This window comes from Chryseobacterium sp. 22543, assembly GCF_052044565.1.
Lineage (GTDB): Bacteria > Bacteroidota > Bacteroidia > Flavobacteriales > Weeksellaceae > Chryseobacterium.
The window spans coordinates 826809-849047 of record NZ_JBQENH010000002.1; the positions used below are offsets into that span (position 1 = coordinate 826809).

Consider the following 22239-nt stretch of genomic DNA (forward strand, 5'->3'; position numbering starts at 1 on the left):
TCGAATGCATGAAGCAGGATATTTCAAAATTATATATTATTACGGGCGGTCCCGGAGCTGGAAAAACAACGGTGCTGGATGAATTAAATAAATATGGATTGACAGCAGTCCCTGAAGAAGGCAGGAGAATTATAAAAGAACAGATTGAGTCCGGAGGAGAAGGGCTTCCCTGGCTGAACAAAGAACTTTTTGCCAGTCTGATGTTTGAAGAATCGGTAAAAACCTATCTGGAAATAAACCAAGCGCCCCATTTGAAACCTGTTTTCTTTGACCGCGGAATATGGGACACGCTGGGTTATATGAGGCTTGAAAATATTCCTGTTCTGGAATTAATGACAGCAAGAGCCAGAGAAATGGTTTATAATAACAATGTTTTCATTTTTCCTCCATGGAAAGAGATTTACGAAAATGACCCGGAGAGAAAACAGACCATTGAAAAAGCCATCCTCACTTTTGAATGTATGAAAGAGATTTATGAGGAGTACGGCTTCAATATCATTGAAGTACCGAAAGTTACTGTAGAAAAGAGAGCCCGTTTTATCCTTGACAGAGTTCTGATAAAACTGAAATGAGTAGACTCAGCTGAGGTACATCCTTTATCACCAATCAATTATCATTAATAATATGGACAATTTCTTATTTGAAAAAGAACTGATCGAACTTGCTGATAAAGATCTCACTGTAAGAGAAGAGCTGCTCGCTGCCGGAAAACTGTCCGGAGTTTACCATCCTGAAATGGAAAAGGTTCATAAAGCTAATGCACTCCGGCTCCGGGAAATTATAACTGAGATCGGGTTTCCAACGCTCTCAAAAGTAGGTGAAAAAGGAAGCAATGCCGCATGGCTGATTATCCAGCACGCTATTGGTGAGCCAGAGTTTATGAAAGAATGCTGTATTATGATGGAAGAAAACAGCAGTGATATTAATCCGATACATAAAGCTTATTTATATGACCGGATTCAGTTCTTTCAAAGTAAACCTCAAAAATATGGAACACAGCTGACGGCCGAAGGAATAATATATCCCGTAGAAAACAAAGAAAATTTAAACAAAGAACGCGAAAAAGTAAACCTTCCGGTATTGCCTGAGATAGAAATCAACAAAATTCCGGAACCTGAGGACATTCCGGAAATAGATGATAAAAATGTTGAATATACAGTGTGGAGAAAAAAAGTAGGCTGGATTTAAAAAGATTGCAGAATGAAGAAAGGGATTTTATACGTAAACTATAATAACTTCCAACTCCCATCTTCCTGCTTCCATCTTATTGACCCACTTTCAAAACCTCACGCACTTCAATATTTCCTCCGATTTTAAAGATAGGATTGCTCTTAGCCATTTCTACCGCTTCATCAATAGAGTCTGCCCGTACAATAATATACCCGCTGATAAATTCTTTGATTTCGGTATAAGGACCATCCGTTACAATATTATCCGCCTTTACCGTTTTTGCAGCTCCCGGTGCGGGCAAAAGAGTATTTCCCTTATCTACAAGCTTGTTTTGGGCAGCGATACTTCCCAGCCAATTCAGACGCTCCCGGATCTGTTCCGGAGAAGGCTTAAAATCAGAAATGTCTTTCAGTCTGAAAATTAATGCAAATTCTTTCATAAGCAGATTCTTTATTTAAGTGACGATTAAGACATAAAAATAGGGACAGCGTTTTAATTTTATTTTAAATCTGCCCTTTGGTTTTTGCTCAAATGTCATACAATCAGGTGCCGTATTTCCAGGATATTCAAGATTTTTACTTGTCCAATAAAGGTCTGGGATCAAACAGTACTTTTAAGGTGTGAATCTTCCCCTCTTTAATCTGATACCATCCGGAAGCTTCTATCGCTTTTTCTCCCATATCAATAGTATACCAGAAACATACATCTTCACCAGACGTAAAAGCTTTCAGAATTGTATACTTAAACTTCATTTGCTTCATATCTTTGATATAAACCGAAGCATTATCCCTTTTTCCCAATACTCCGATAAATTTAAAATCAGGATCAAGACAGCTTTCCGCCTTGTCAAAATTTTCTTCATTTAAATACTGAATAAACTGTTCTGCCACATTTTGGGTTGTATTGTCCATAAATATTGTTTTTATTGTTGAATGCAAAATTAACGGTTCATTGAATAGCTCACTTGTGACTATAATCACAAAAATAACTGGAATTTTCTGTTAGGTAATTATATACAATTTTACATTAATCCTGCTATCTTATTATTATGACTCTGTCATTCTGAATGTAACGTAGTGAAATGAAGAATCCTGGCTTTGCATGAGATTCTTCCTTTGTCAGAAATCGAAGATTCGACGTAGTCAATGACAATGATGTAAAATTGTATGTATTCGCCTTCTATTATTTTAAAATAAGAATTCTCCCTTTTGCATACGCAATCTGATCTTTTTCTTTTTCCTGATCCGGATGGTTTTTAAGGTACATCTGATAGTAGGTGACCGCATTCTTAGGCTGTTTCAGAGTCAGATCATAAAGAAGACCTAAACGATAATAAATAATATTACTCGTACCAAAGGTTAATCCTCTTTTATAAGCTGTTAATGCATCATTATACTGGCTTTTGGCTTCATAGATGCCTGCCAATGCGGCATAATACAGCGTGGTATGATCTGAAACAGCTTCATCAATAGTCTTTTGTGCATAGATAGCAGCATTATTATAATCTTTCAGTTCACGATAGCTCAAGGTCATGAAATACAACGTGCCTTCATTTTGTACTCCCATATCTTCCAGCATTTTATAAAGACTGATGCATTTCTGATGCTCCTTTACATAAAAATAAGCCTGGCCCATATCATTCATTACATTCACATCAGCATGGTTTTTCAGGAGTTTTTCACCAATTTCAATCACTTCCGGATATTTGGCAAGTTGATTGGCAACGGGTAATAGAGCCTGCTGTAAAGTGAAATTTTCTGTGTCAGAAGCGATGGCTGTTTTTAAAACATCATAAGCAGGCTGATATTGTTTCAGGCCACTGTAAGTCAGAGAAAGATCATAAGCTACATCGGGATCAGTAGAATTCAGGGAGCTTGCTTTTTTGAGGTAGTTCAGTTTAGTTTCGGGAGTATCAGCATAGGTGGCAAGCTGCTTGTAAGCATTGAAGTTAAGACTATCCAGCTGAATGATCTGTTGAAGGTAAGCCTTGGCATTAGTCACATTTCCCCGTCTGGAATTGATGCTTGCCAGACTAAATAGAGTTGGCAGGCTGTTCGGTTGTATAGTATTGATTTTTATATAATTTCTCTCTGCTTCCGGAAGTTTTCCGGCCATCATATGACAGTAGGCTATTTGTGAAAGAGCTTTTATATCCTGCGTATCTCCGGGATATATGCTTTGAAGGTATTTGGCAGCATCGGCATAGCGCTGTGTCTCATAATATTCAAGAAGCTTTTCAGTGTCAATTTTTGCAGACTGAGCAGTGATATTGTTAAAGCCTAATAGTATAATGCACAAGCAAATTCCTATTTTCATCATGGTTATTTTTTAACTAAAATATTGGATATTTAATACGCCTCCAAATTTTACGGTCACATATTGGGGATTTTTTTAAATTTTATGAATAATTTATAGTAAAATCAAAACTTCTCCCCATTAGATTGCTTATATTCATCCTGTAAAAAAGACAGACAAAGCTCAATAAATATGGAAATAAAAACGGTACAGTCATTCATCAATTATTATGAGAAAATAAGAGAAAGAACAAACCGCATTATTGCAGTTGTTCCACCTGAACATATAGATTTTTCCTATAAACCCGGGAAGTTTACTATTGGCGATCAGATAAGACATATTGCTACCATAGAACGCTATATGTATGGAGAAACCATTACTGGAAAGAAAAGTGCTTATCCGGGATGTGGAAAAGAACTTGCTGATGGCTATGAAAATACCGTGAAGTTTTTCAATGAAATGCACAGACAAACGCTGGAAATCATTAACGGCCTTTCTGATGAAGATCTCACCCGCAAATGTTTAACTCCGGCCAACAGTGAAATCTCTGTTTGGAAATGGCTTCGCGCGATGATAGAACATGAGATTCATCACAGAGCAGAATTATACATCTATCTCAATCTTTTGGATGTGAAAACACCTCAGATTTACGGATTTTCTGCCGAAGAAGTTCAGAACCTGAGCGTAAAACTATAGAATGGAAGTAGATTTTAAAGAGTTTCAATCCATTTGGGTTAATTTGTATATTAGCCCATTCAAAAAATAATAATGGCCAGACCTTTTATCATCCCTCTTTTACTATTTTTAAACAGTGCCTATGCACAAACCCATTCAGATCTGAAACCTGGAGACACTTTAAAATATTCTCCCCAATCTCATAAATCTTCCTGGATCTCGGTACAGTCTGCAGATGCCAATCTGGGAATTGCGCTGCTTATGGATGGAAAAAAAGTAAAAGAACAGGACGATTCCAGAGGTATAAAGAGTGTTGAACGCTTCTATTTTACTCCGGAAAAAGGAAAAAAATATGAATTTAAAATCTGGGCCAAATCGTATTCAGAAAAAAGTAAAACGGCCGGAGTTTCCATTACAGAGTCCCGAAATGTGCCTGTTCTGGGAGGGAAATTCAGTCCTGATCAGTTTGTAGAAGATCTTCAAACATTCCGTTCTATAAGAGAAAAAGCAAATTCCGGACTGTATGTATACAGAACAAGAAAGCAAATTGACAGTATTTACCGACAGGCTGAGGAAGAAGCCAGAAACAGCAAAAATATTTTTGATTTCTATAAAGTCATTGCAAAGATTACCGGATTTGAAGGAAGCTGCCATAACTATACAGATCTTCCCAATCACGCTTCTTATTATCTCACACAGAAACCGGAATATTTACCCATTACTTTAAAGAATATTGACGGTCGTTTGCTTCAGGATTCAAAAGATAATGCATTGCCTCTTGGTGCTGAGATCCTTTCTATCAACGGAGTTTCTGCAAAAGAAATGATCAGCCGTTTTTCTCAGTATTATTTTTCTGACGGATATTCAGCACCCTACAAAGAAATAACAGGTTTTGAAAGAGGAATGCTGGATAAATTTTATATGGAATTCGGAACCCACAAAAACTATCTCATCAGCTATAAATGGAACGGAACTGTAAAAGAAATATCACTGCCGGGAATATCGTTGGACGATTTTAAAAAACTTCAGGATTTAAGATTTTCGCTTGCCTTTGACAAAAAACTGCTGTCTGAAAAATACAGTTTGAATAAAGAAGGAGATGGAATCTATCGCTTATCCTTGAGAGGGTTTGATTTTGCAACCGGGAAAGAAGATCCTGCCTATAAAAAATTCAGTGCTTTTCTTGACCAGATGATGAATACTCTGGAAAGCGAAAAAACAGAAAACCTGATCATAGATCTAAGAGGAAATATCGGAGGTACAGGGGCTCTTTATGAAAAAGTATTTTCTTATCTTACCCAAAGACCTTTCCGCGACAGCCAATATGCTTATACCAACTTTAATGAAGTGCCTATGGAAGAAAAGCTGGTCATAACACCTCTTTTTCTTTCCAATGGAGTACAGGACAAACATGGACTGAATGCCTATCTGAAACAGCTTTATCCTAAAGAGGTTCAAGGAAAATATTATTGGGCAGATGACAAAAATCCTTTGATTTTACCCAATAACAAAACTTTTAAAGGACAGCTTTATCTGCTTGTAGACCAACGAGTGGCTTCCGCAGCTTCACATTTGGTCTCACTGATAAAATCTTATACCAATGCCATTGTGATCGGGAAAGAAACGGTAGGAGGGTATTATGAGCATAACGGGCATCTTCCGCTGGTATATGAACTTCCCAATACCGGTATCCAGACCGGATTCTCTATTGTGCATGTCATTCAGGATGCGCAGAATCTTCCTGATCAGAAAAGAGGTCACGGAATTATCCCTCACATTCAGATACAGCAGACTGATCAGGAATTTCTTGATCAGACTGATATTTATATGAAAAAAGTATCAGAACTCCGAAAACCGTAAAACCGATTCCTTTTATTGTATTACTAAATATAAAACCGGCTCTAAATTCATTATTTGCAGCTGGTTTTTTTGTTGCCAGAATCCATTTTTATTTTAGATTATTTCTATTTTAAGTGATAAATTTATTGTTTTTATTTATTAAAAATTGTTAAATATTCATTTGATAAAGAGGTATTTATTATTTTATTTAAATCATTTATTTTAGAATTATTAATTAAAAGTCGTAGAACTACTACAAAATTTCAGATTAGTCACAGAAAATTTTTTGAATAGAGATTAGCGTTTTATCTTTGTAATAACACCAAATCCAATTACAAAAAAATTAATAATGATTAAAATTTGCATATCATCACAATAAACTCAGGAGAAATCCTGGAATCCAGCAGGGAAATAAAGTAGATAAATATGCTGCTTTATCTTTTTACTCATTACATTATACCCTGTTTTTGATCTCAATATCCGGCTTTTATTCCTTAGAATAGAATACGGATAACGAAAATGTATCTGATCTTTTTGATTCAGGTAGATTTTAGCCTTTAAAAAATTTGACACCCAATCAATCAAAATACTACAACTATGTTTCAGGACGATCATTCACCCAAAATGCCTGTTTCCAAAGATAAAATTCCAGCTGTAAATAATCTAAAAGAGACTCTCAAAGACCAGGCAGTAAGCAAAGCTGCCCAGAAAGTACAGGAAAAATCAAGTGGAACCATTAAAAAAGCTACCGAAAAAATGGTTCAGGCGCAGGCTTATACCGGAATGGTTCAAAGTGGGTCCCAAATGTTTATGAATCAGGTTAAGCAGCCTAATCCACCCACATTGGTAGAGGATAAAGTATGGTCAAAACAACCTACTTCCGGAATCTATAATGCCAATACAATCCCTGGCAATCAGGTAGCGGGAATCAACCGTGTGGTAAAGCTTGAAATTGTAATTGACGGAAAAGTAATCAAACATTTCAAACATTTTCAGCTAAAACAAAGTGCTGTAAAACATCATGAGTTCGATCTTATGCTGGCTCACGATACACTGGGAAGCACGGAAAACCATAATCTGGAAGAAGCTCAGAACTTTCTGGGAAAAAGAATTACGGTTATTTTCAGATACAAAGACGTTGAAGACGGCCCTGAAAGAAACTTTGTAGGTGTAATCACTGAAGTAGGTTTCAGTCAGGAAAAAGGAAGTCTGGGAAATATTGTTCTTACAGGTTCAAGCCCGACTGTTCTTTTGGATGCAGCTCCTCATATTCAGAGTTTTGGCGGAGCACAGGAGATCAGTCTGAACAGTATTGCAGATCAGGTGATCAAAGAAGGTCTTGGACAGAATTCCTTTGATTTCAGAGTGGATGCCGCCCACGGAAACATTTCGTACAGCTCACAATATGAAGAAACCCATTACAACTATCTGGCAAGAATAGCAGAAGCGTATGGTGAACAGTTTTATTATGATGGTGAAGTTCTGCATTTCGGGAAGCTTCCACCTCAGGAAAAGCCTGTGAAACTTACTTACGGAAGCAGTGTGAGTGACGTAAAAATCAAAATGAAAGCCCAGCACGTGAATCCTTCATTTTATGGATATAACAGCAGTAAAAATGAAAAATTAACGGCAGGAAATTCTAAGATTACCCATACTTCAGATATTGCTAAAAGAGCGTATGAAATATCAGAAAAAACCTTTACAACCCCTTCATTGAGAGTAGCTCCAATAAAAGCAGTGTCTTTTATGGATGTGGAAAACTCTCAGAAAGGAACAGCCGGAAGTAAAGCTTCAGAAGTATTTGTTATTTCAGGCATTACTACAGTACCATTCCTATATCCGGGATGTATTGCTGATATTGAAATGCGGAAAGCAGAAAGCAGTGAAACCACCTATTTCACCAAACTGATGATTATAGATATGTATCATGAGGTGGATGCAAGAGGATATTATACCGGAACATTTGAAGCAATAGCTTCTGACACAGGATTTATTCCCCGCCCGGAGTTTCATATTCCAAAAGCGGATGCACAATTTGCCAAAGTGATTTCCAATACAGACCCTTTAAATCAGGGAAGAGTTAAAGTTCAGTTTGACTGGCAGAATGGTTCTACCACTACAGAATATATACGGGTGATGACTCCCGATGGAGGTGGAAGTGAAAAAGTAAGTAAAAACCGAGGCTTTATGGCCATTCCGGAAGAAGGTGATCAGGTAGTGGTCAACTTTGCCCATCAGCATCCTGACCGTCCCTTCGTGATGGGAGGAATGTTTCACGGTGGAGTTGGCGGCGGCGGCGGAACCGGAAATAATATTAAAAGCTTAAGCAGTAAAAGCGGACATACCATGAGTCTGGATGATGCGGGAGGAATTACCGTGAGAGATAAAGACCAGAATTCTGTTTTTCTGGATGGTGCAGGAAATATAAGTATAGACAGTAAAATTTCTATTACCCTGAACTGTGGAAGCAGCTCTATTTATATGGATAAAGATGGAAATATTCAGATCAAAGGAAAAGAAATATTTGTACAGGGAGTTAATATCGGAGTTGGGGGAACAACAAGTATCGGAGTTGGGGTAGGACCTGAAGACGGTGATCCTACTTCCGGAGTCGGAATCAAGTCAGATACCCTGGATATCGGAACCAAAACCCTTTCAATGAGAGGAGATACGGAAGCCAATCTCAGCAGTGGAGGAAAAATTAATGTGGGTGGCGGAAGTGAAACAAATATTGTAAGTGGAACTGTAAAACTGAATTAAAAGCAGATGAATCCAGTAGATTTGGAGTTGGTAAAATTAAAAAGACAATGGCAGAAAGTCGTTTTAAAGAACGAAGAAAAACCTATGCTGATCTGTATAGGAGAAAAACATGAAACCGATCTTTTTGACGGATTTATCAAGTCAAAACTTTCCGAAGATGAAGAAGGGGATGATATTTTTTTACTCCATTATCAGGAATTTAACGGAATGAAATCCTTTGGACAGACTTTACTGGATGAATGGACCGAATTCTACGAAATGCTGAAAAAAAGTGAAGAAAATATTCCGCAATGGGACTTCAAAGATCCGGGAAAAACTTTTAAAACTGATGCTTATAAGGCATTTTATCCTTTACTGGAATTAAAGAAAAACTTCCCGAATATTAAGGATTCCAAAATCTACCTATATATTGCCCCACTCAGGATCAGTGATACAGAAGAATTGTCCCTGTGGGTGAAAGAATGGTGTAAGATATGTGAGATATCAGAAAATAAAGATATTAAACTGGTTTGGGCAGAACATCATACCTATAGAACACTATCGCAGATTCCTTCAGCGCACAGTTTCAGGGTAGAAGTGGATATTCATCAGTTAATGCAGAATACAGCAGCTCATACAAACAGGAAAAAAAACAGTCCGGATACAGATTTTCAGCAGCAGATTCTTATAGCGAGCAATCATTTAAGTAAAGAAAGATTCAAAGAAGCGGAGCATGCCTTAAAAACAGCAGTGAAGCTGGCTAAAGAACAGAAAAATAAACAGGGAGAGATTTCTGCCTATTTTATGCTTACCCAGTCATATACAGCAGACAAGAAAAAAGATAGAGCAGAAGATACGTACAGGACAATATTTGAAGAAGTAGAGCCCGACTCGCCTTTGGAAGTTCAGATGTATATGAATTATGGAAGCCATCTGTTAGGAAATTCCAAAAAATCCAAGGCTGAAAAAATATTTGAAAAAGCTGCAGAAACAGCACAAAAGATAGGAGAATATGCGATGGCTATTGAATGTTACAGAATCATTGCAACATTGAATGATACTGTGCTGACAAAAGATAAAATGATAAGGTATTTTGAAAAATGCCTCGACATAGCAAAATTAATGGAGCCTTCAGTACGGGACCAAAGCAGCCTGCGGTTTGTAGCCTCAATGCTGATTCTCAAATACGAAGGAGATCGTGATAAAAAAACAATACTGGACAATGAAATGAAGACTTATTTTGGTGATGAATGGAGAGTGAGTGTAGAAAAACCAAAAGCAGGGTAATCTCAAATTAAAACAATCATGGCAGATCTGAATAAAAAGACAGTAAAACCGATCAAAGTTGCAAAACCGGATATGAACCCGGAACGCTCCCTGAAGGTGAACGCAGACGTTACTTCGGTTAGCTGGGACAAAACCAAGCAGGGATGGAAGAATGGGATGAAAAATAATGTTGACTCCCTGAATCCTGTTTCTATGGTTAAATCCTTAGCCGGAGGAGACGGTGGTCTGCCACAAAAAAGTAGTGGCGGAGGCGGTGGAGACAGTGCTGTAACAGCTGAAAAAGCTGCTCCGGAAAGCAAGGTGAAGCTAATTAAAGTCAATACACCGGCAATGCCTTCCACTGCGATTCAGCATACGAGTAAGCATTTTGATATTGTGCTGGCAATTGATATCCACTGGACATTGATTCCACCACCGCCATCATTTATGCTGATTCCTCTGCCGTTGCCACATCCTTTTATCGGAATTGTGTTTGACATCATGGATTACATCACCATCACCATTCCGATTCCACAGTTCGCAAGAAATCTGATGCCCTCGTTGCCGGAAAGTATTCCGATGGGAGGCTCTATTTATGTTCACGGAAGACATAAGGCAACCACTACAACAAGTGTAATGGGAGTGGTGATTCCATTCAGACATATCACATCATTAATTCCTGTATATTTAATTCCTTTTCCTCAGGAAGCTCCACATGAAGGGGAAGTTTATTATGGTTCACAGACCGTTCTGGCGCAAGGAAGTAAAATGAGTGGAAATCAACCGCAACAGGTGCTTACCTGTATGGGATTTCCTTTTGGGATGACTATGCTGCCCGCCATGCCGGACAAACCAAAGAAAAATCCACTGGCTTATTTCGCCTTCTATAATAATTTTTCAAGTATGTATATTCAGATCAATACAGGAGGTCCTGTGTTGGTGGGTGGAGCTTTTGTTCCGCATGTGTATACCCCCGGAGAAATGCTGATGCGTCTTGCGGGGATGTTTTTGATGAGAAGCCTGACTAAGAAAATAGGAAAACTGGGAGCCAATGGATTAAAAAAACTCAATAACAGTGTTCTTAAAAAAGCGCCTTTCAATAAATTTAAATTGGCCAATGCCTTATCCAAAAAATTATGTCATTACGGCCTTGAACCTGTGAATTTTGCAACCGGTGCCATGGTTTTCGAATGGGAAGATTTTATTATTCAGGGCAGTACACCTTTAACTTGGAGAAATATCTGGCACAGCGACCGGCCTTACGATTTTGGTCCTTTAGGAAACGGTGTCTTTAATAATCATGACCTGTTTATTCTTCCTGAAGAAGACAATAAGTTTGCCGGTTGGATGCATCCTGATGAAAATATTGCAATGTTGATTCCCGCACCTGAAATTGGTGAAGAGATGACCTATTTCAGAGATCAGAAAATATGGCAGTACAGACCAAGCAGCAGTGTTTGGGTTATTCGTAAAGGAACTGATATTTATACTTATAGACGCTTTTATCATGTTACGGAAGGACCAATTTATAAGGTAATTCGTATTGAATATGGAGATGGTACGATCAGAGAATATGAGTATGAAGACCGCAATATTATCCTGAAAAGCATAAAAGATGTAAAGAGTGGATTCAGCATAGAAACTGTTATCAATCCTGAGTATAAAAAAGTAACAGAAGTATATTACTGTTATAAAAAACAAAGAGATTTACAAGTTCGCTATGATTATGATGAAAGAGGCAATCTTACCCATGTTTGGGATATTCATAAAAAGGCTATTGTATTTGACTATGATGGAGAAAACCATGTTGTGAGAAGAACTAACCGGAACGGAATGAGCTATCAGTGGGAATATGACAAAAACGGAAGAGTAGTTCATACCAAAGGTACGGATGGATATATGGAAGGAAAACTTCATTACCATGATGAGGAAGGCTTTACAGAAGTTATCTATCCAAAGCAAAACAATAAAACAGAGGAATATCATTACGATGAAAACTTTCTGGTTTACAAAAAAGTAGATGGAGAGGGTGGAGAAACATGGTACGATTTTACAGCGCACAACGAACTAAAGATGATAGGAACGCCTGAAGGACGTGTTCAGGGGTATACCTATGATGAAATGGGAAATATTAAAATTTTCCATACTCCGGATGGAGAAGAATACCATTATCAGTACAATGAATTCGGACAGGTAATTGCCCGTTTCTCCCCTTCGGGAGCTTCGGAAACATGGATCTATGATGATGAGGGAAAACTGATAAGCTATACCGATCCTGCCGAAGAAAGTGTATATTATGAATATGCAGACGGTGGCAGACTTCCCGAAAAAAGCATAAAAGAACATATTACAACATCTTACGAATATAATAAGAGAGGTCAGCTTATTCAGCTAACCAATACAATAGGAGCTGAGCAATATTGGAGGTATGATGAATATGGAAGATTATTGGTTTTCAGCCCCAAACCTCTAAACAGAGTCCTTTGGAACAGAGATAAAATGGGAAGGGTTGTAGAAGTGAATGAACAGGGGCAGTTGCCACTAAAACTTCGTTACGACGCCTATGATCTTCCGGTGTATGCTACCGATGGGCGCGCAGAATGGCTGATGAGCTATACGCCAATGGGAAGGCTTAAACGTCAGGTCCGCAGGGATGCTCTTTCTCATAAAAAAGAAGAAACGTTGGTTTTCGGATATGATGCTTATGAAAATCTGATGAGAATTACCAATGAAAAAGGAGAAGTTTACCAGTTTGAAAGAAACTATAATGACGAAGTCACCGGGGAGACAGGTTTTGACGGCCAGAAAAAGTTCTTTGTAAGAGATAAAGACGGAATGGTCACCCAAACCAGAACTCCCCACGGGAAAGATATTTTTTATGAATATGATCTGGGCGGAAGATTAACACAGATCCATTATCCCGACGGAACCTGGGAAGCCTATCAGTATGACTCCTCAGGATTATTGGTTAAAGCAGATAATGAAAACAGCAGTGTAGCTTTTCAGAGAAATAAATTAGGACAGATCACCAGTGAAAAACAGGGTGCGTACACCATTCAATATGAATATGACACTCAGGCAAATCTGATCGGTTTGAAAAGTAGCTTAGGAGCCGAAGTAGACTATTCTTATAATGATCTGGGACAGCTTAAAACGGTAACTGCCACTATTCCGGAAGTGCATGCACCCTGGCAGATGAATCTTGAGATCAGCCGGAACGGACAGATGCATTCCCGTGAAATGACCGGCGGGGTAGAAAGCACTTTTGAATTTGATCATATCGGAATGCCGGTAAGTCAGAAAGTAACAGTGAATAAAACCAATACTACCTTCCATAAAGATTATGACTGGGGAGCCGGAAGCCGATTGCTGCATACGCTGGACAGGGTGACGGGAGGAAGAACAAGATTTGATTACGATGCTTTCGGAAGTCTTGTTGCTGCAGAATATTCGAACGGAGAAGTACAGTACAAAAATCCGGATGCTACGGGATGTTTATATGAAAGTGCCCGGCAGACTGACCGCGTCTACGACGAAGGAGGAAAGCTGATGCGCGATAAAAACTGGTTTTACCATTACGATGAAGAAGGAAATTTATTGTTAAAAAGTAAACGGCCTATCAATGATGCCAAACCGGAGCATAAAGAAGAACAGGAGAATGCACATCCTTATTATAAAACCATTGCTTCAGATTGGCTGAACAGCCCGAAACTGCCGGATGGAGCTGATTTACCCGATGTAACCGAATACTCTCCAACAGAAATACAAAACCCGGAATGGTTTTCCGGAGACTGGGCGTATTCCTGGAATGCTAACGGGATGCTGGCTAAAGTAAAACGCCCCGACGGCAAAGAGGTAAGCTTTGAGTATGATGCCCTCGGAAGAAGAACCTCAAAAATTGGCCTAAAGAAAATAACTCGTTATATTTGGGATGGTAATGTTCTTCTGCATGAATGGAGCTATGATGCTGAAGAAGTTTCTGTAACGGTTGTAGATGATGACGGAAATATCATTGTGGGAAAAGAACCTGTGGAGAATGTGGTGACCTGGGTGTATGAAAGAGGAAGTCATGTACCAAGTGCGAAAATAATAGATAATGAATGTTACACGATTGTTAATGATTATTTAGGAACGCCAATACAGGTTTACACTGAAAAAGGAGAAAAGATTTGGGAGAGAGAACTCAACATTTATGGAGATATAAAAGTTGAAATTGGTATTGGAAATTTTGTGCCTTTCCGTTATCAGGGACAGTATTATGATGTTGAAATTGATCTTTGCTATAATAGGTTAAGATATTATGATGTAAACAGTGGTCTATATATTAGTAAAGATCCGATAGATATCGATGGAGGTTATAATATTTATGCATATGTTCATGATTCTAACAACTATTTAGATATATTTGGATTAGCTGGGCAAAGATGGGCTGGAAAAACTAAAAAAGATGGTACGCCTTATCAAAAACCAGGCCCGAAGAGTAAAGGAACTGGTGATCATAATGCTAAAATTGATGAAATCATAGCAAGAGAAACAGCTAAACCTGGAGTAGAGCATATTGGTGGAGGTTCTAAAACAGAAATAATATTAGAAGACCTAGGAGGGCATAAAGATGTGAGAAGAATGGATGCATCATTTAAAAATGCTGATGGAGATATATACCACATAAATGTTGGACGAACATTAGAAGATGGAAAAACAGGAGTAATAAGAGAAAGGCTAGCTTTGGAAGATGTTAGAAATGCTGGCCATGATGTTACTTTTGAAGGATATGGTAAAGCATCTGCGTATAGATAATTTAAAATAGTAAATAGAGATTAAATGGCAAGTAAAATAAGTATTTTAAATACAATTGATAATGTAATAGAGTATGCTAAACCTCTTTTAGATAAGTATGAAGTTTATATATATATTGAATATAGAGATTCAGGAAAAGTATGGCATACTTTGTTAGAAAATAATGTTAAAGAAATTGAGATTAATGAAAGTTATAGTTGTTTTTTTCTATCCACAAAGTTAATTGATGTTTCACAGAAAATAAGTTTCTATAGTGATGAAATATATGGTTATACAATAGAGGGAACCGGAGGTAGAGAAGATGGAGATAATATTGAACAGACAGCATTAAGAATGATAAGCAAGACTCCTGAAAAAAATATTAAATCATTTTTTAATGCACTGCTTAATATGCTAAAGAAAGATGCTGATTATGAGAAAGGGGTTTACTCTGGTGCGGGAACTTTTTACAAGGATATTTTTTATTTAAAAAGTATGGGGCAAAGTAAAATATTTTGGTTTGATTTCAAAAGAAAAGATAAACCAATTAAAATTACTGAATAACTAAATTTGATGAAATACTATCGGTTGATATACAATTGGCTAAAAGATGTTATTGAGTAACAGAAAAATAGGATGAAAAATCTAATAAATTTGAAGCCAAATTTTACGAATAAAAAATTATATCAACGGTTATTTACTCAAAAAAAATATTGAGTCTTACCCTTCCGATATAGAAAAGTTGAAAGAATTTATTTTAAACTTTAAAAATGCATGCGAAGATGAAACCTTAATCAAGGATTTATTTTCACGGGCTGAACTGAACTGATCAAAATAATAAAAAAAATCTGAACATGTTTACACTATGATCAACAGATAAAACTTAATCCAAATCCAATCCAAATATATATATGAAGAAAATATTCTCAGAACTTAAAGGTTTCGTGGTATTCAGTCCGCAACTTTTAGCAAAATATCTACAGGATAATCATCTTTCGGGTACTAATATTTTAAAATACTTCGTAGAAAACGAACATGGAGATGAAATAACCAAATCAGGAATCGCAATCCCCATCATAGGGGTAGAAGAAGACCATTATGCATTTCGGGTTTCAGTAAATGACGAAAGGATTTTGAATGATGATGAGGTAGAGGTGGAGTCACGAGGCTGGATATTTCAGACCGCTAATAATGAAATAAAAGTTGTTGGTATCGGTTATTTAAAAGACGTTACTTCTATTAATGAGGAAAACAGTATTACTTTATCTTTAGAAAACGGATGGTATTCGTTAAAAATACGGGGAGGAAATAAAAATGGCGAAAGATTATTCGAACTGAATATGCACAAACAGGACCTGCATCCGGCTTTTAGCGGAGATGTCACCACCGAATATTACTACGGATAAAAATAGTTGTTAAAAATAATATAGAAGACTGGACACTCCCTGTTTAAGGGGTAAATAGCTGATGATGAGTTCTTAATATTCTCATTTTTCAAGCCTGAGAAAATAGATTTTTCTCCAAAGTTGTAGAAATACGAATTTTATTGAAAAAAGATTTTGTCAGTAATAAAAAAGTTTCTATATTTGCACCACTGAAAACAACGGTACAACCGGAGTTAAAGGAGAGTTGGCAGAGTGGTCGATTGCGGCAGTCTTGAAAACTGTTGACTGTAACAGGTCCGGGGGTTCGAATCCCTCACTCTCCGCAAGATGCGAAAACGGAAGTTTTCAAAAAGCATCAAAAATAGATAAATCCTGCAAAATCAATGATTTGCAGGATTTTTTTGTTTATGGCAAATGCTGTAATTTCCAAAAATACTCCAAAAGTTTGTGGCAATTATGTGGCAATTTTTAAATACATGAAAAATTGCCACAAAAACAGAATACAAAATGCCATAAAACACTTTTAATTAATTTGTGATGAACGTGTTGCGAGTCTAAACGTCTTGATTTGAAGAGCTTTTAGTTTGACATTTATTTGACGAGGGAATGACCACTTTTTTAGTTATTTCTTTAATTGATTAAAAAATCTTTAAATTAATATAATAAATCATGTTTATCGGGACTTGTGAACTTATCAATTATCAATGGCCATTTTATATCGAAAAGGAGGCTTATATGAATGTTAATGCGATACAGAATATTTATCTAGAAAAGTTGCCTATATAACACAGTTATATACGGGCTGTTTCTCTAATTTTGGATGGCTTTCTAAAGATTCCCGGTTTTATAAACGTATTTTGCAGGGAAACCTCTATTTTGCCTCCAGTATTAATAAAGACGACAGCTCTGTTTCTAAGATTATGGAATATCTACCCGAGCAAAAAACAATGACAGAAAATTCTCCACTACCTTTCCATATCCATTTCACTATACTCCCCAATTTCTGTTGTGTAAGCGGTATTATATGGAAAGATAACTTAGAAAGGGTGTTTATATGTCTATCCGAGTGTTCCATCCCAAGGGATATGATTGAGAACTCGCCGGGGGCCGTTATGCATATCTTTCGGAGTTATTAGAAGAATATGATTCTGTTAAACATCCTCAGCTCCAGGATTGGATCAAAGGGAAGGAACTTAGTATCCATAGGATTCACAGTGATTCTAAGAAGTACTGGGGGAACAGCTTTTATAGCCATTATCTAAAAATAAAGATGATTGGTGCTCTTGGAGATGTTCTTTTTACTTCAAAGACATTGAAAGAAGTTGCGATAAGCCATAACTTTGTTAAGTATAACAATATGTACAAGGCTTTTAACAGATATGATATAGACCTTAGCAAAATTTCCAGATTCGCCAAATTGTAATATTTATATTGATCCCTAATATTTACAGTAATAGGATGAGCAAAAGTCCTTATAATTTTAAGACATTACGGATATATTTTAAACTGATGATAATCTCCTCTATTGGATAAGGACAGATCTCTTGGAACGGTGAAAGTATGGGTATGGTCAAAACTGCACATTCCAATCCCAGGCTCAGGAATATTCCTTTTACTTATGCTGTCGTAAATTGGATAAGGGCGTATAATGTTTACCTTTCCATTGCATCCTGAAAAAATACACTTTGCTTCATGAATAATGGTTGCAGGTCTTCTTTTTAGATCCCTAATAACTTTTATTATGTACATGACACTCATAATAAGTAATAAACTCATCAGAAACACTGAATCGATCTCCCACTTTGCTTTCATAATATATATGAAGAAGAAAACCAGAAGGATGTTAAAAATAGCAATACTAAACAAAGCTGCATAGGCATTGAAAGGATTAAACGCCTTTTCTTTCGGATAATAAACTACATGTGGATACGTAGCAAACTTACCATTACCTATAGGATAAGGATTATAAACACCATTTAAAGTGTCTCTCACATGCTTTTCATGATTTGTCTTAATAGTCTGCAGTTCTTCTAATGAGAAGTATTTTGTTTTTTCATGACACGTGGGATGCAAAAGAAAGAGATTTTCATATTTATCTTTTTCTTTAATGGGAATCTCCCTGTAACTTGGTACATTGGTGTCATGTCGGGAAATTATATGGGCCTGATGAACGGTACATTCAAGAGTCTCCATATCTATAAATGGTTTCTTACAGTATGCACAAAAACCGCCTGACAAAGCCCAAAGCAGCCTGAAATCTCTGTCGTCAAGCCTTTTTCTGTATTCAGTATTTTTCTTTTTCATATATTTAAAAATACTAATTTATTTAGTTGCATATTTTAAGGGTAAGAATATAGATGATATATATCTATTAAAATTTTAATAAAACATAAACCATGAAGTTCAAAGTATCAGAAAAGAGAGCTGCTTTCTTGGCTCATCATTTTTTAAACTATTCCTTTGAAGGAAGAGAGCTAGATATAAAAACTTTTAATACGATACAGGAGACGATAGAGTTACATTAAATCTCTGTCGTCAAGCCTTTTTCTGTATTCAGTATTTTTCTTTTTCATATATTTAAAAATACTAATTTATTTAGTTGCATATTTTAAGGGTAAGAATATAGATGATATATATCTATTAAAATTTTAATAAAACATAAACCATGAAGTTCAAAGTATCAGAAAAGAGAGCTGCTTTCTTGGCTCATCATTTTTTAAACTATTCCTTTGAAGGAAGAGAGCTAGATATAAAAACTTTTAATACGATACAGGAGACGATAGAGTTACATTATATCGCCCAAAATCATAATTACGATAATGGCAATGACCTGCTAAAGCATATTATTAATCATCGCCAATGTGATATTTCTACGGCAAGAATGATTTTCTTTCGCTCAGATATAGATGGTTTTTATAAAGGATAAAAACAATTGTGAAGACACAGATCTTATTACCTCCATTTTGAAAAATTTTGAGAAGAACTTTTATTCACAGGAGCTATTTTATTATCATCCTGATCAGGATCAGGATTCTTTACATTTTGATCGGCAGGAATTTATTAATCAGTATCAATCTGTAGATACCTTATTTTCAAATCCTAATGGTAAAAGAATAGAACCTTCTTTCACTGAAACATTTCATCAAAGAAATTTAAAATTCTACCAAGGAAATCTAACTATTACAAATGAAGATGAAAAACTGCTTCTAAAAACAGTCCATAATGAAATATTATTTCAAATTCCTACCGGATTTGTGCGTGTTGATCATGAAAGATACGATGACTTTTTTACGGCATGGAAATTTTCTGAGAACTTAAGGAAACGCTTTGATACCTCTGACAAAGCCCTAAAAAAGGTATTGGTAAAACCCCAGCTTATTGTTGAAAATGATGATTTCATCATAGCATTGAACATTTATAATAGTAAACCCTTACAATTAACAGACAATGTAACCAATGTTGCTACCATCCTAAGAAATGAGCTGGTCTATCTTGAGGCATTTGTTGATATCATAGCGGTTGAGAATGATTTTATCAAATTTAGACGAATCAAACATGATAATGTGTGGTTTGTATCAACCAAGGTAATGCAGGTTAAAGTGGTAACTATTGAAAATCTCCAATATCTGAAAATACTTTTAGTGGAAGTCGATGGCATTCTATTTTCACTGTTTATTATTACCGATACCCTGGATAATTTTAATAAAGAGATCATCCCTGAGATAATACATTCTTTTTCAATTCAAAACATGCAGGGCTAATTTTGAAATATCGTATATATTTGCATCCCCATTGAAGAGTAAAAAACATGACAAAAAATTAACGAGAATATTTACTCTTATTTTTTAATTTTATCGATGAGAGTTTCAATAAGTTTATTTTGAACACTAAGAAGATTAGTAATTGCGTCCTGATTCTTTAAAATTCCATTTATGAGCTCAGGTGATTCTGCATAAAAATTGGAATGTGGATTACCAATATTTTGAATACTGCAATCATTATTTGTTATATTAAAGGTAGGAACTTCCTCCAGAAGATCATTTAAGTCGATTTCATAAACTTCAGAAATCTTTAATAGGTTTTCAACAGCGGGTTTTGCCAAATGTGTTTCCCATTTATGATATGCCGGTTGTGAAATATTCAATAAATCAGCAACCTCCTGTTGCGTATATCCTTTCTTTTTACGTAGCCTGGTTAATTTAGTGCCGAGAGAAACCATAATATATATTTAATCAGACAAATTTAATGAATTTTAATATAGAAAAACTATACAAATTCATAACCAGCAGTTATTAAATTTATAACCATAAGCATTGTTGCTGAAAATCCATCACGCTATCTTGCCTAAATATTTTAAATGAAATATAATACGACATGTATTGTCGCTGACCCAAATTATCTTTGGCTTATTAACCAATTGGCTTAAAAACAGAAGGATTTAGTTTTTCATCTATCAGGGAAATCACGGGTCGTTAAAATAGGGAAAACCACATATCTCTACAGAAGAAACTAAACTAAATTTGGCGGAGCCAAAAAAAACTAAGAACTATGAAAAAAAACTTTTACAGTATACTCTTATTGTATACTGCAATTTCTTTACAGGGACAACAGGTCCTCTGGCAGAAAGACATCAAATCCTCTACCCAGGATTTTCTAAGCCAGGTTACCACTACAATGGATCAGCAGTATCTGATCACGGGAAGCTCTATCCAGAGTGACAAAGTACAACAAGCGAGCAAGCAGAACAACGGTTATGATTTTCACCTTATCAAACTAAATCAACAGGGAGAAGAAGTCTGGGAAAAATATTTTTCCGGGCAGAATCATGATTATCTCTCTGCTGCTGTTACCACACAGGATGGTGGATTTTTAATTTCTGGAACCACATTCTCCGGAAAGGGTCTTGATAAAAAGGAGGAATCTAAAGGAGGATCAGACATCTGGCTGATCAGAATCAATGAATTCGGAGATGAACTGTGGCAGAAAACGTTGGGAAGTTCTTCCGATGAAGAAGCCAGAGCAGTCATTCAAACTACCGATTTAGGATTCTTTGTTGCAGGTAATGTGCAAAACGCTGCAAAAGGCTATGGTTCTAAAGATGTCTTGATTACTCGATTGGATAAAGACGGAAAAGAATTATCCCAGCTTGTTTTAGGTGGAAAGGGTTTAGATGAAGTCGAAAAAATGATTCCAACCCGTGACGGTGGTGCATTACTCGGAATATACTCACGAAGTGATACCGGAGGTATAAAGAAAACCGAAAATTATGGAGAAGGAGATTTTTGGGTGGTAAAACTTTCTAAAGAAAATAAAGTGGAATGGGGAAAAAACTTCGGAGGAAAAGCAGATGATCACCTCAGAACATTGGCTTTAACTGCTGATGGTTTCATCATTGGAGGAGAATCCAGGTCAGAGAGATCAGGAAATAAAACTGCGGGAATAGAGGAAGGAACAGATCTTTGGCTGATTTCTCTAAATGACAAAGGCGATGAGCAGTGGCAAAAATCCTACAATTTTGGAAATCGTGACATTTTAATGGGCATGAATGTTCTTCATTCTGCAGATGACAAATCTTCAAAAGGAATTTTATTGGGTGGTTATACTCCTTCAGAGGGACGAGCGGAGAAAGAAGACAATACTTTTTGGATTCTTTACCTCGATGTAAATGGTACTGAACAATGGCGGAAACACATTACCGGAGAATCCAGGCAAAAAGAAGAAAGACTTTCCGATTTGAAGCTGAACAGAGACGGATCTATTGTTTTGGCTGGAACCAGTGCAGAAGAACTGGGTAAAGAGAACTGGAAGATCGTAAAATTGGGAGACAAACAGGTAGAGCAATTGATTGAAAAATACGACATCAAAATCTATCCCAACCCTGTATCTGATTATGCCTACGTAGAAATTGGAAGCTTATTCAAGGAGGCTGATATTATGCTGTATGATATGAGCGGAAGGCAGCTTCAAAGTATAAAGACAAAGAACAAAGTCACTAAGATTAATACCCAAGCCCTTGTTCAAGGTGCATACGTGGTAACGATCAAAACTGATAGCAATAAAACGGCGAACGCGAAATTAATTAAGAAATAAAAAC

17 protein-coding genes and 1 tRNA gene are annotated in these 22239 nt (G+C 36.5%); 13 read left to right on the plus strand and 5 right to left on the minus strand.

What is annotated here, in order from left to right:
• Positions 1 to 8: 8 nt before the first annotated feature.
• On the plus strand, positions 9 to 572 hold the full coding sequence (locus ACTJIP_RS09530; protein ID WP_440704485.1) for an AAA family ATPase: 564 nt from the start codon (positions 9 to 11) through the stop codon (positions 570 to 572).
• 52 nt (positions 573 to 624) lie between these two features.
• On the plus strand, positions 625 to 1188 hold the full coding sequence (locus tag ACTJIP_RS09535) for a DUF6624 domain-containing protein (RefSeq protein WP_180565611.1): 564 nt from the start codon (positions 625 to 627) through the stop codon (positions 1186 to 1188).
• Positions 1189 to 1264: 76 nt separating this feature from the next.
• On the opposite strand, the gene ACTJIP_RS09540 is transcribed toward ACTJIP_RS09535, so the two are convergent.
• From ACTJIP_RS09540 to ACTJIP_RS09550, 3 genes are all read right to left on the minus strand, one after another.
• Positions 1265 to 1609 carry a YciI family protein gene (locus tag ACTJIP_RS09540; protein WP_428167875.1) on the minus strand — a complete coding sequence of 115 codons (345 nt, stop codon included), beginning with the start codon at positions 1607 to 1609 and terminating at the stop codon, positions 1265 to 1267.
• Positions 1610 to 1745: 136 nt separating this feature from the next.
• Positions 1746 to 2081, minus strand: coding sequence for a nuclear transport factor 2 family protein (locus tag ACTJIP_RS09545; protein WP_180565612.1), 336 nt, complete (start codon positions 2079 to 2081; stop codon positions 1746 to 1748).
• A 271-nt stretch (positions 2082 to 2352) separates the two neighbouring features.
• Entirely contained in the window at positions 2353 to 3489 is a 1137-nt protein-coding gene (locus ACTJIP_RS09550) for a tetratricopeptide repeat protein (RefSeq protein ID WP_440704486.1), read from the minus strand.
• Between the two features lie 168 nt (positions 3490 to 3657).
• On the opposite strand from ACTJIP_RS09550, the gene ACTJIP_RS09555 reads away from it, so the two are divergent.
• The 8 genes from ACTJIP_RS09555 to ACTJIP_RS09590 all read left to right on the plus strand — a co-directional run bounded on the left by ACTJIP_RS09555 (position 3658) and on the right by ACTJIP_RS09590 (position 16468).
• Positions 3658 to 4161, plus strand: a complete 504-nt coding sequence (locus ACTJIP_RS09555; protein ID WP_077414619.1) for a DinB family protein — start codon at positions 3658 to 3660, stop codon at positions 4159 to 4161.
• A gap of 72 nt (positions 4162 to 4233) precedes the next feature.
• On the plus strand, positions 4234 to 6000 hold the full coding sequence (locus tag ACTJIP_RS09560) for a S41 family peptidase (RefSeq protein ID WP_440704487.1): 1767 nt from the start codon (positions 4234 to 4236) through the stop codon (positions 5998 to 6000).
• Positions 6001 to 6576: 576 nt separating this feature from the next.
• Complete coding sequence (locus ACTJIP_RS09565; RefSeq protein ID WP_077414615.1) at positions 6577 to 8739, plus strand: type VI secretion system Vgr family protein; 2163 nt, start codon at positions 6577 to 6579, stop codon at positions 8737 to 8739.
• 6 nt (positions 8740 to 8745) lie between these two features.
• Positions 8746 to 10005, plus strand: coding sequence for a tetratricopeptide repeat protein (locus tag ACTJIP_RS09570; protein ID WP_077414613.1), 1260 nt, complete (start codon positions 8746 to 8748; stop codon positions 10003 to 10005).
• Between the two features lie 18 nt (positions 10006 to 10023).
• On the plus strand, positions 10024 to 14781 hold the full coding sequence (locus ACTJIP_RS09575; protein ID WP_440704488.1) for an RHS repeat-associated core domain-containing protein: 4758 nt from the start codon (positions 10024 to 10026) through the stop codon (positions 14779 to 14781).
• A gap of 24 nt (positions 14782 to 14805) precedes the next feature.
• Entirely contained in the window at positions 14806 to 15324 is a 519-nt protein-coding gene (locus ACTJIP_RS09580) for a hypothetical protein (RefSeq protein ID WP_052198566.1), read from the plus strand.
• 347 nt (positions 15325 to 15671) lie between these two features.
• Positions 15672 to 16166, plus strand: coding sequence for a hypothetical protein (locus tag ACTJIP_RS09585; protein ID WP_440704489.1), 495 nt, complete (start codon positions 15672 to 15674; stop codon positions 16164 to 16166).
• Positions 16167 to 16383: 217 nt separating this feature from the next.
• Positions 16384 to 16468, plus strand: a tRNA-Ser gene (locus tag ACTJIP_RS09590).
• A 1165-nt stretch (positions 16469 to 17633) separates the two neighbouring features.
• On the opposite strand, the gene ACTJIP_RS09595 is transcribed toward ACTJIP_RS09590, so the two are convergent.
• Entirely contained in the window at positions 17634 to 18449 is an 816-nt protein-coding gene (locus ACTJIP_RS09595; protein ID WP_440704490.1) for an HNH endonuclease signature motif containing protein, read from the minus strand.
• Positions 18450 to 18810: 361 nt separating this feature from the next.
• Between ACTJIP_RS09595 and ACTJIP_RS09600 the strand changes: the two genes are divergently transcribed.
• On the plus strand, positions 18811 to 19071 hold the full coding sequence (locus ACTJIP_RS09600) for a DUF4274 domain-containing protein (protein WP_440704491.1): 261 nt from the start codon (positions 18811 to 18813) through the stop codon (positions 19069 to 19071).
• A 37-nt stretch (positions 19072 to 19108) separates the two neighbouring features.
• Positions 19109 to 19906, plus strand: a complete 798-nt coding sequence (locus tag ACTJIP_RS09605; protein ID WP_440704492.1) for a hypothetical protein — start codon at positions 19109 to 19111, stop codon at positions 19904 to 19906.
• Positions 19907 to 19983: 77 nt separating this feature from the next.
• Here ACTJIP_RS09605 and ACTJIP_RS09610 read toward each other — a convergent pair whose 3' ends face one another.
• On the minus strand, positions 19984 to 20364 hold the full coding sequence (locus tag ACTJIP_RS09610; RefSeq protein ID WP_180565651.1) for a helix-turn-helix domain-containing protein: 381 nt from the start codon (positions 20362 to 20364) through the stop codon (positions 19984 to 19986).
• A gap of 329 nt (positions 20365 to 20693) precedes the next feature.
• On the opposite strand from ACTJIP_RS09610, the gene ACTJIP_RS09615 reads away from it, so the two are divergent.
• Complete coding sequence (locus ACTJIP_RS09615; protein ID WP_180565652.1) at positions 20694 to 22235, plus strand: T9SS type A sorting domain-containing protein; 1542 nt, start codon at positions 20694 to 20696, stop codon at positions 22233 to 22235.
• Positions 22236 to 22239 lie beyond the last annotated feature (4 nt).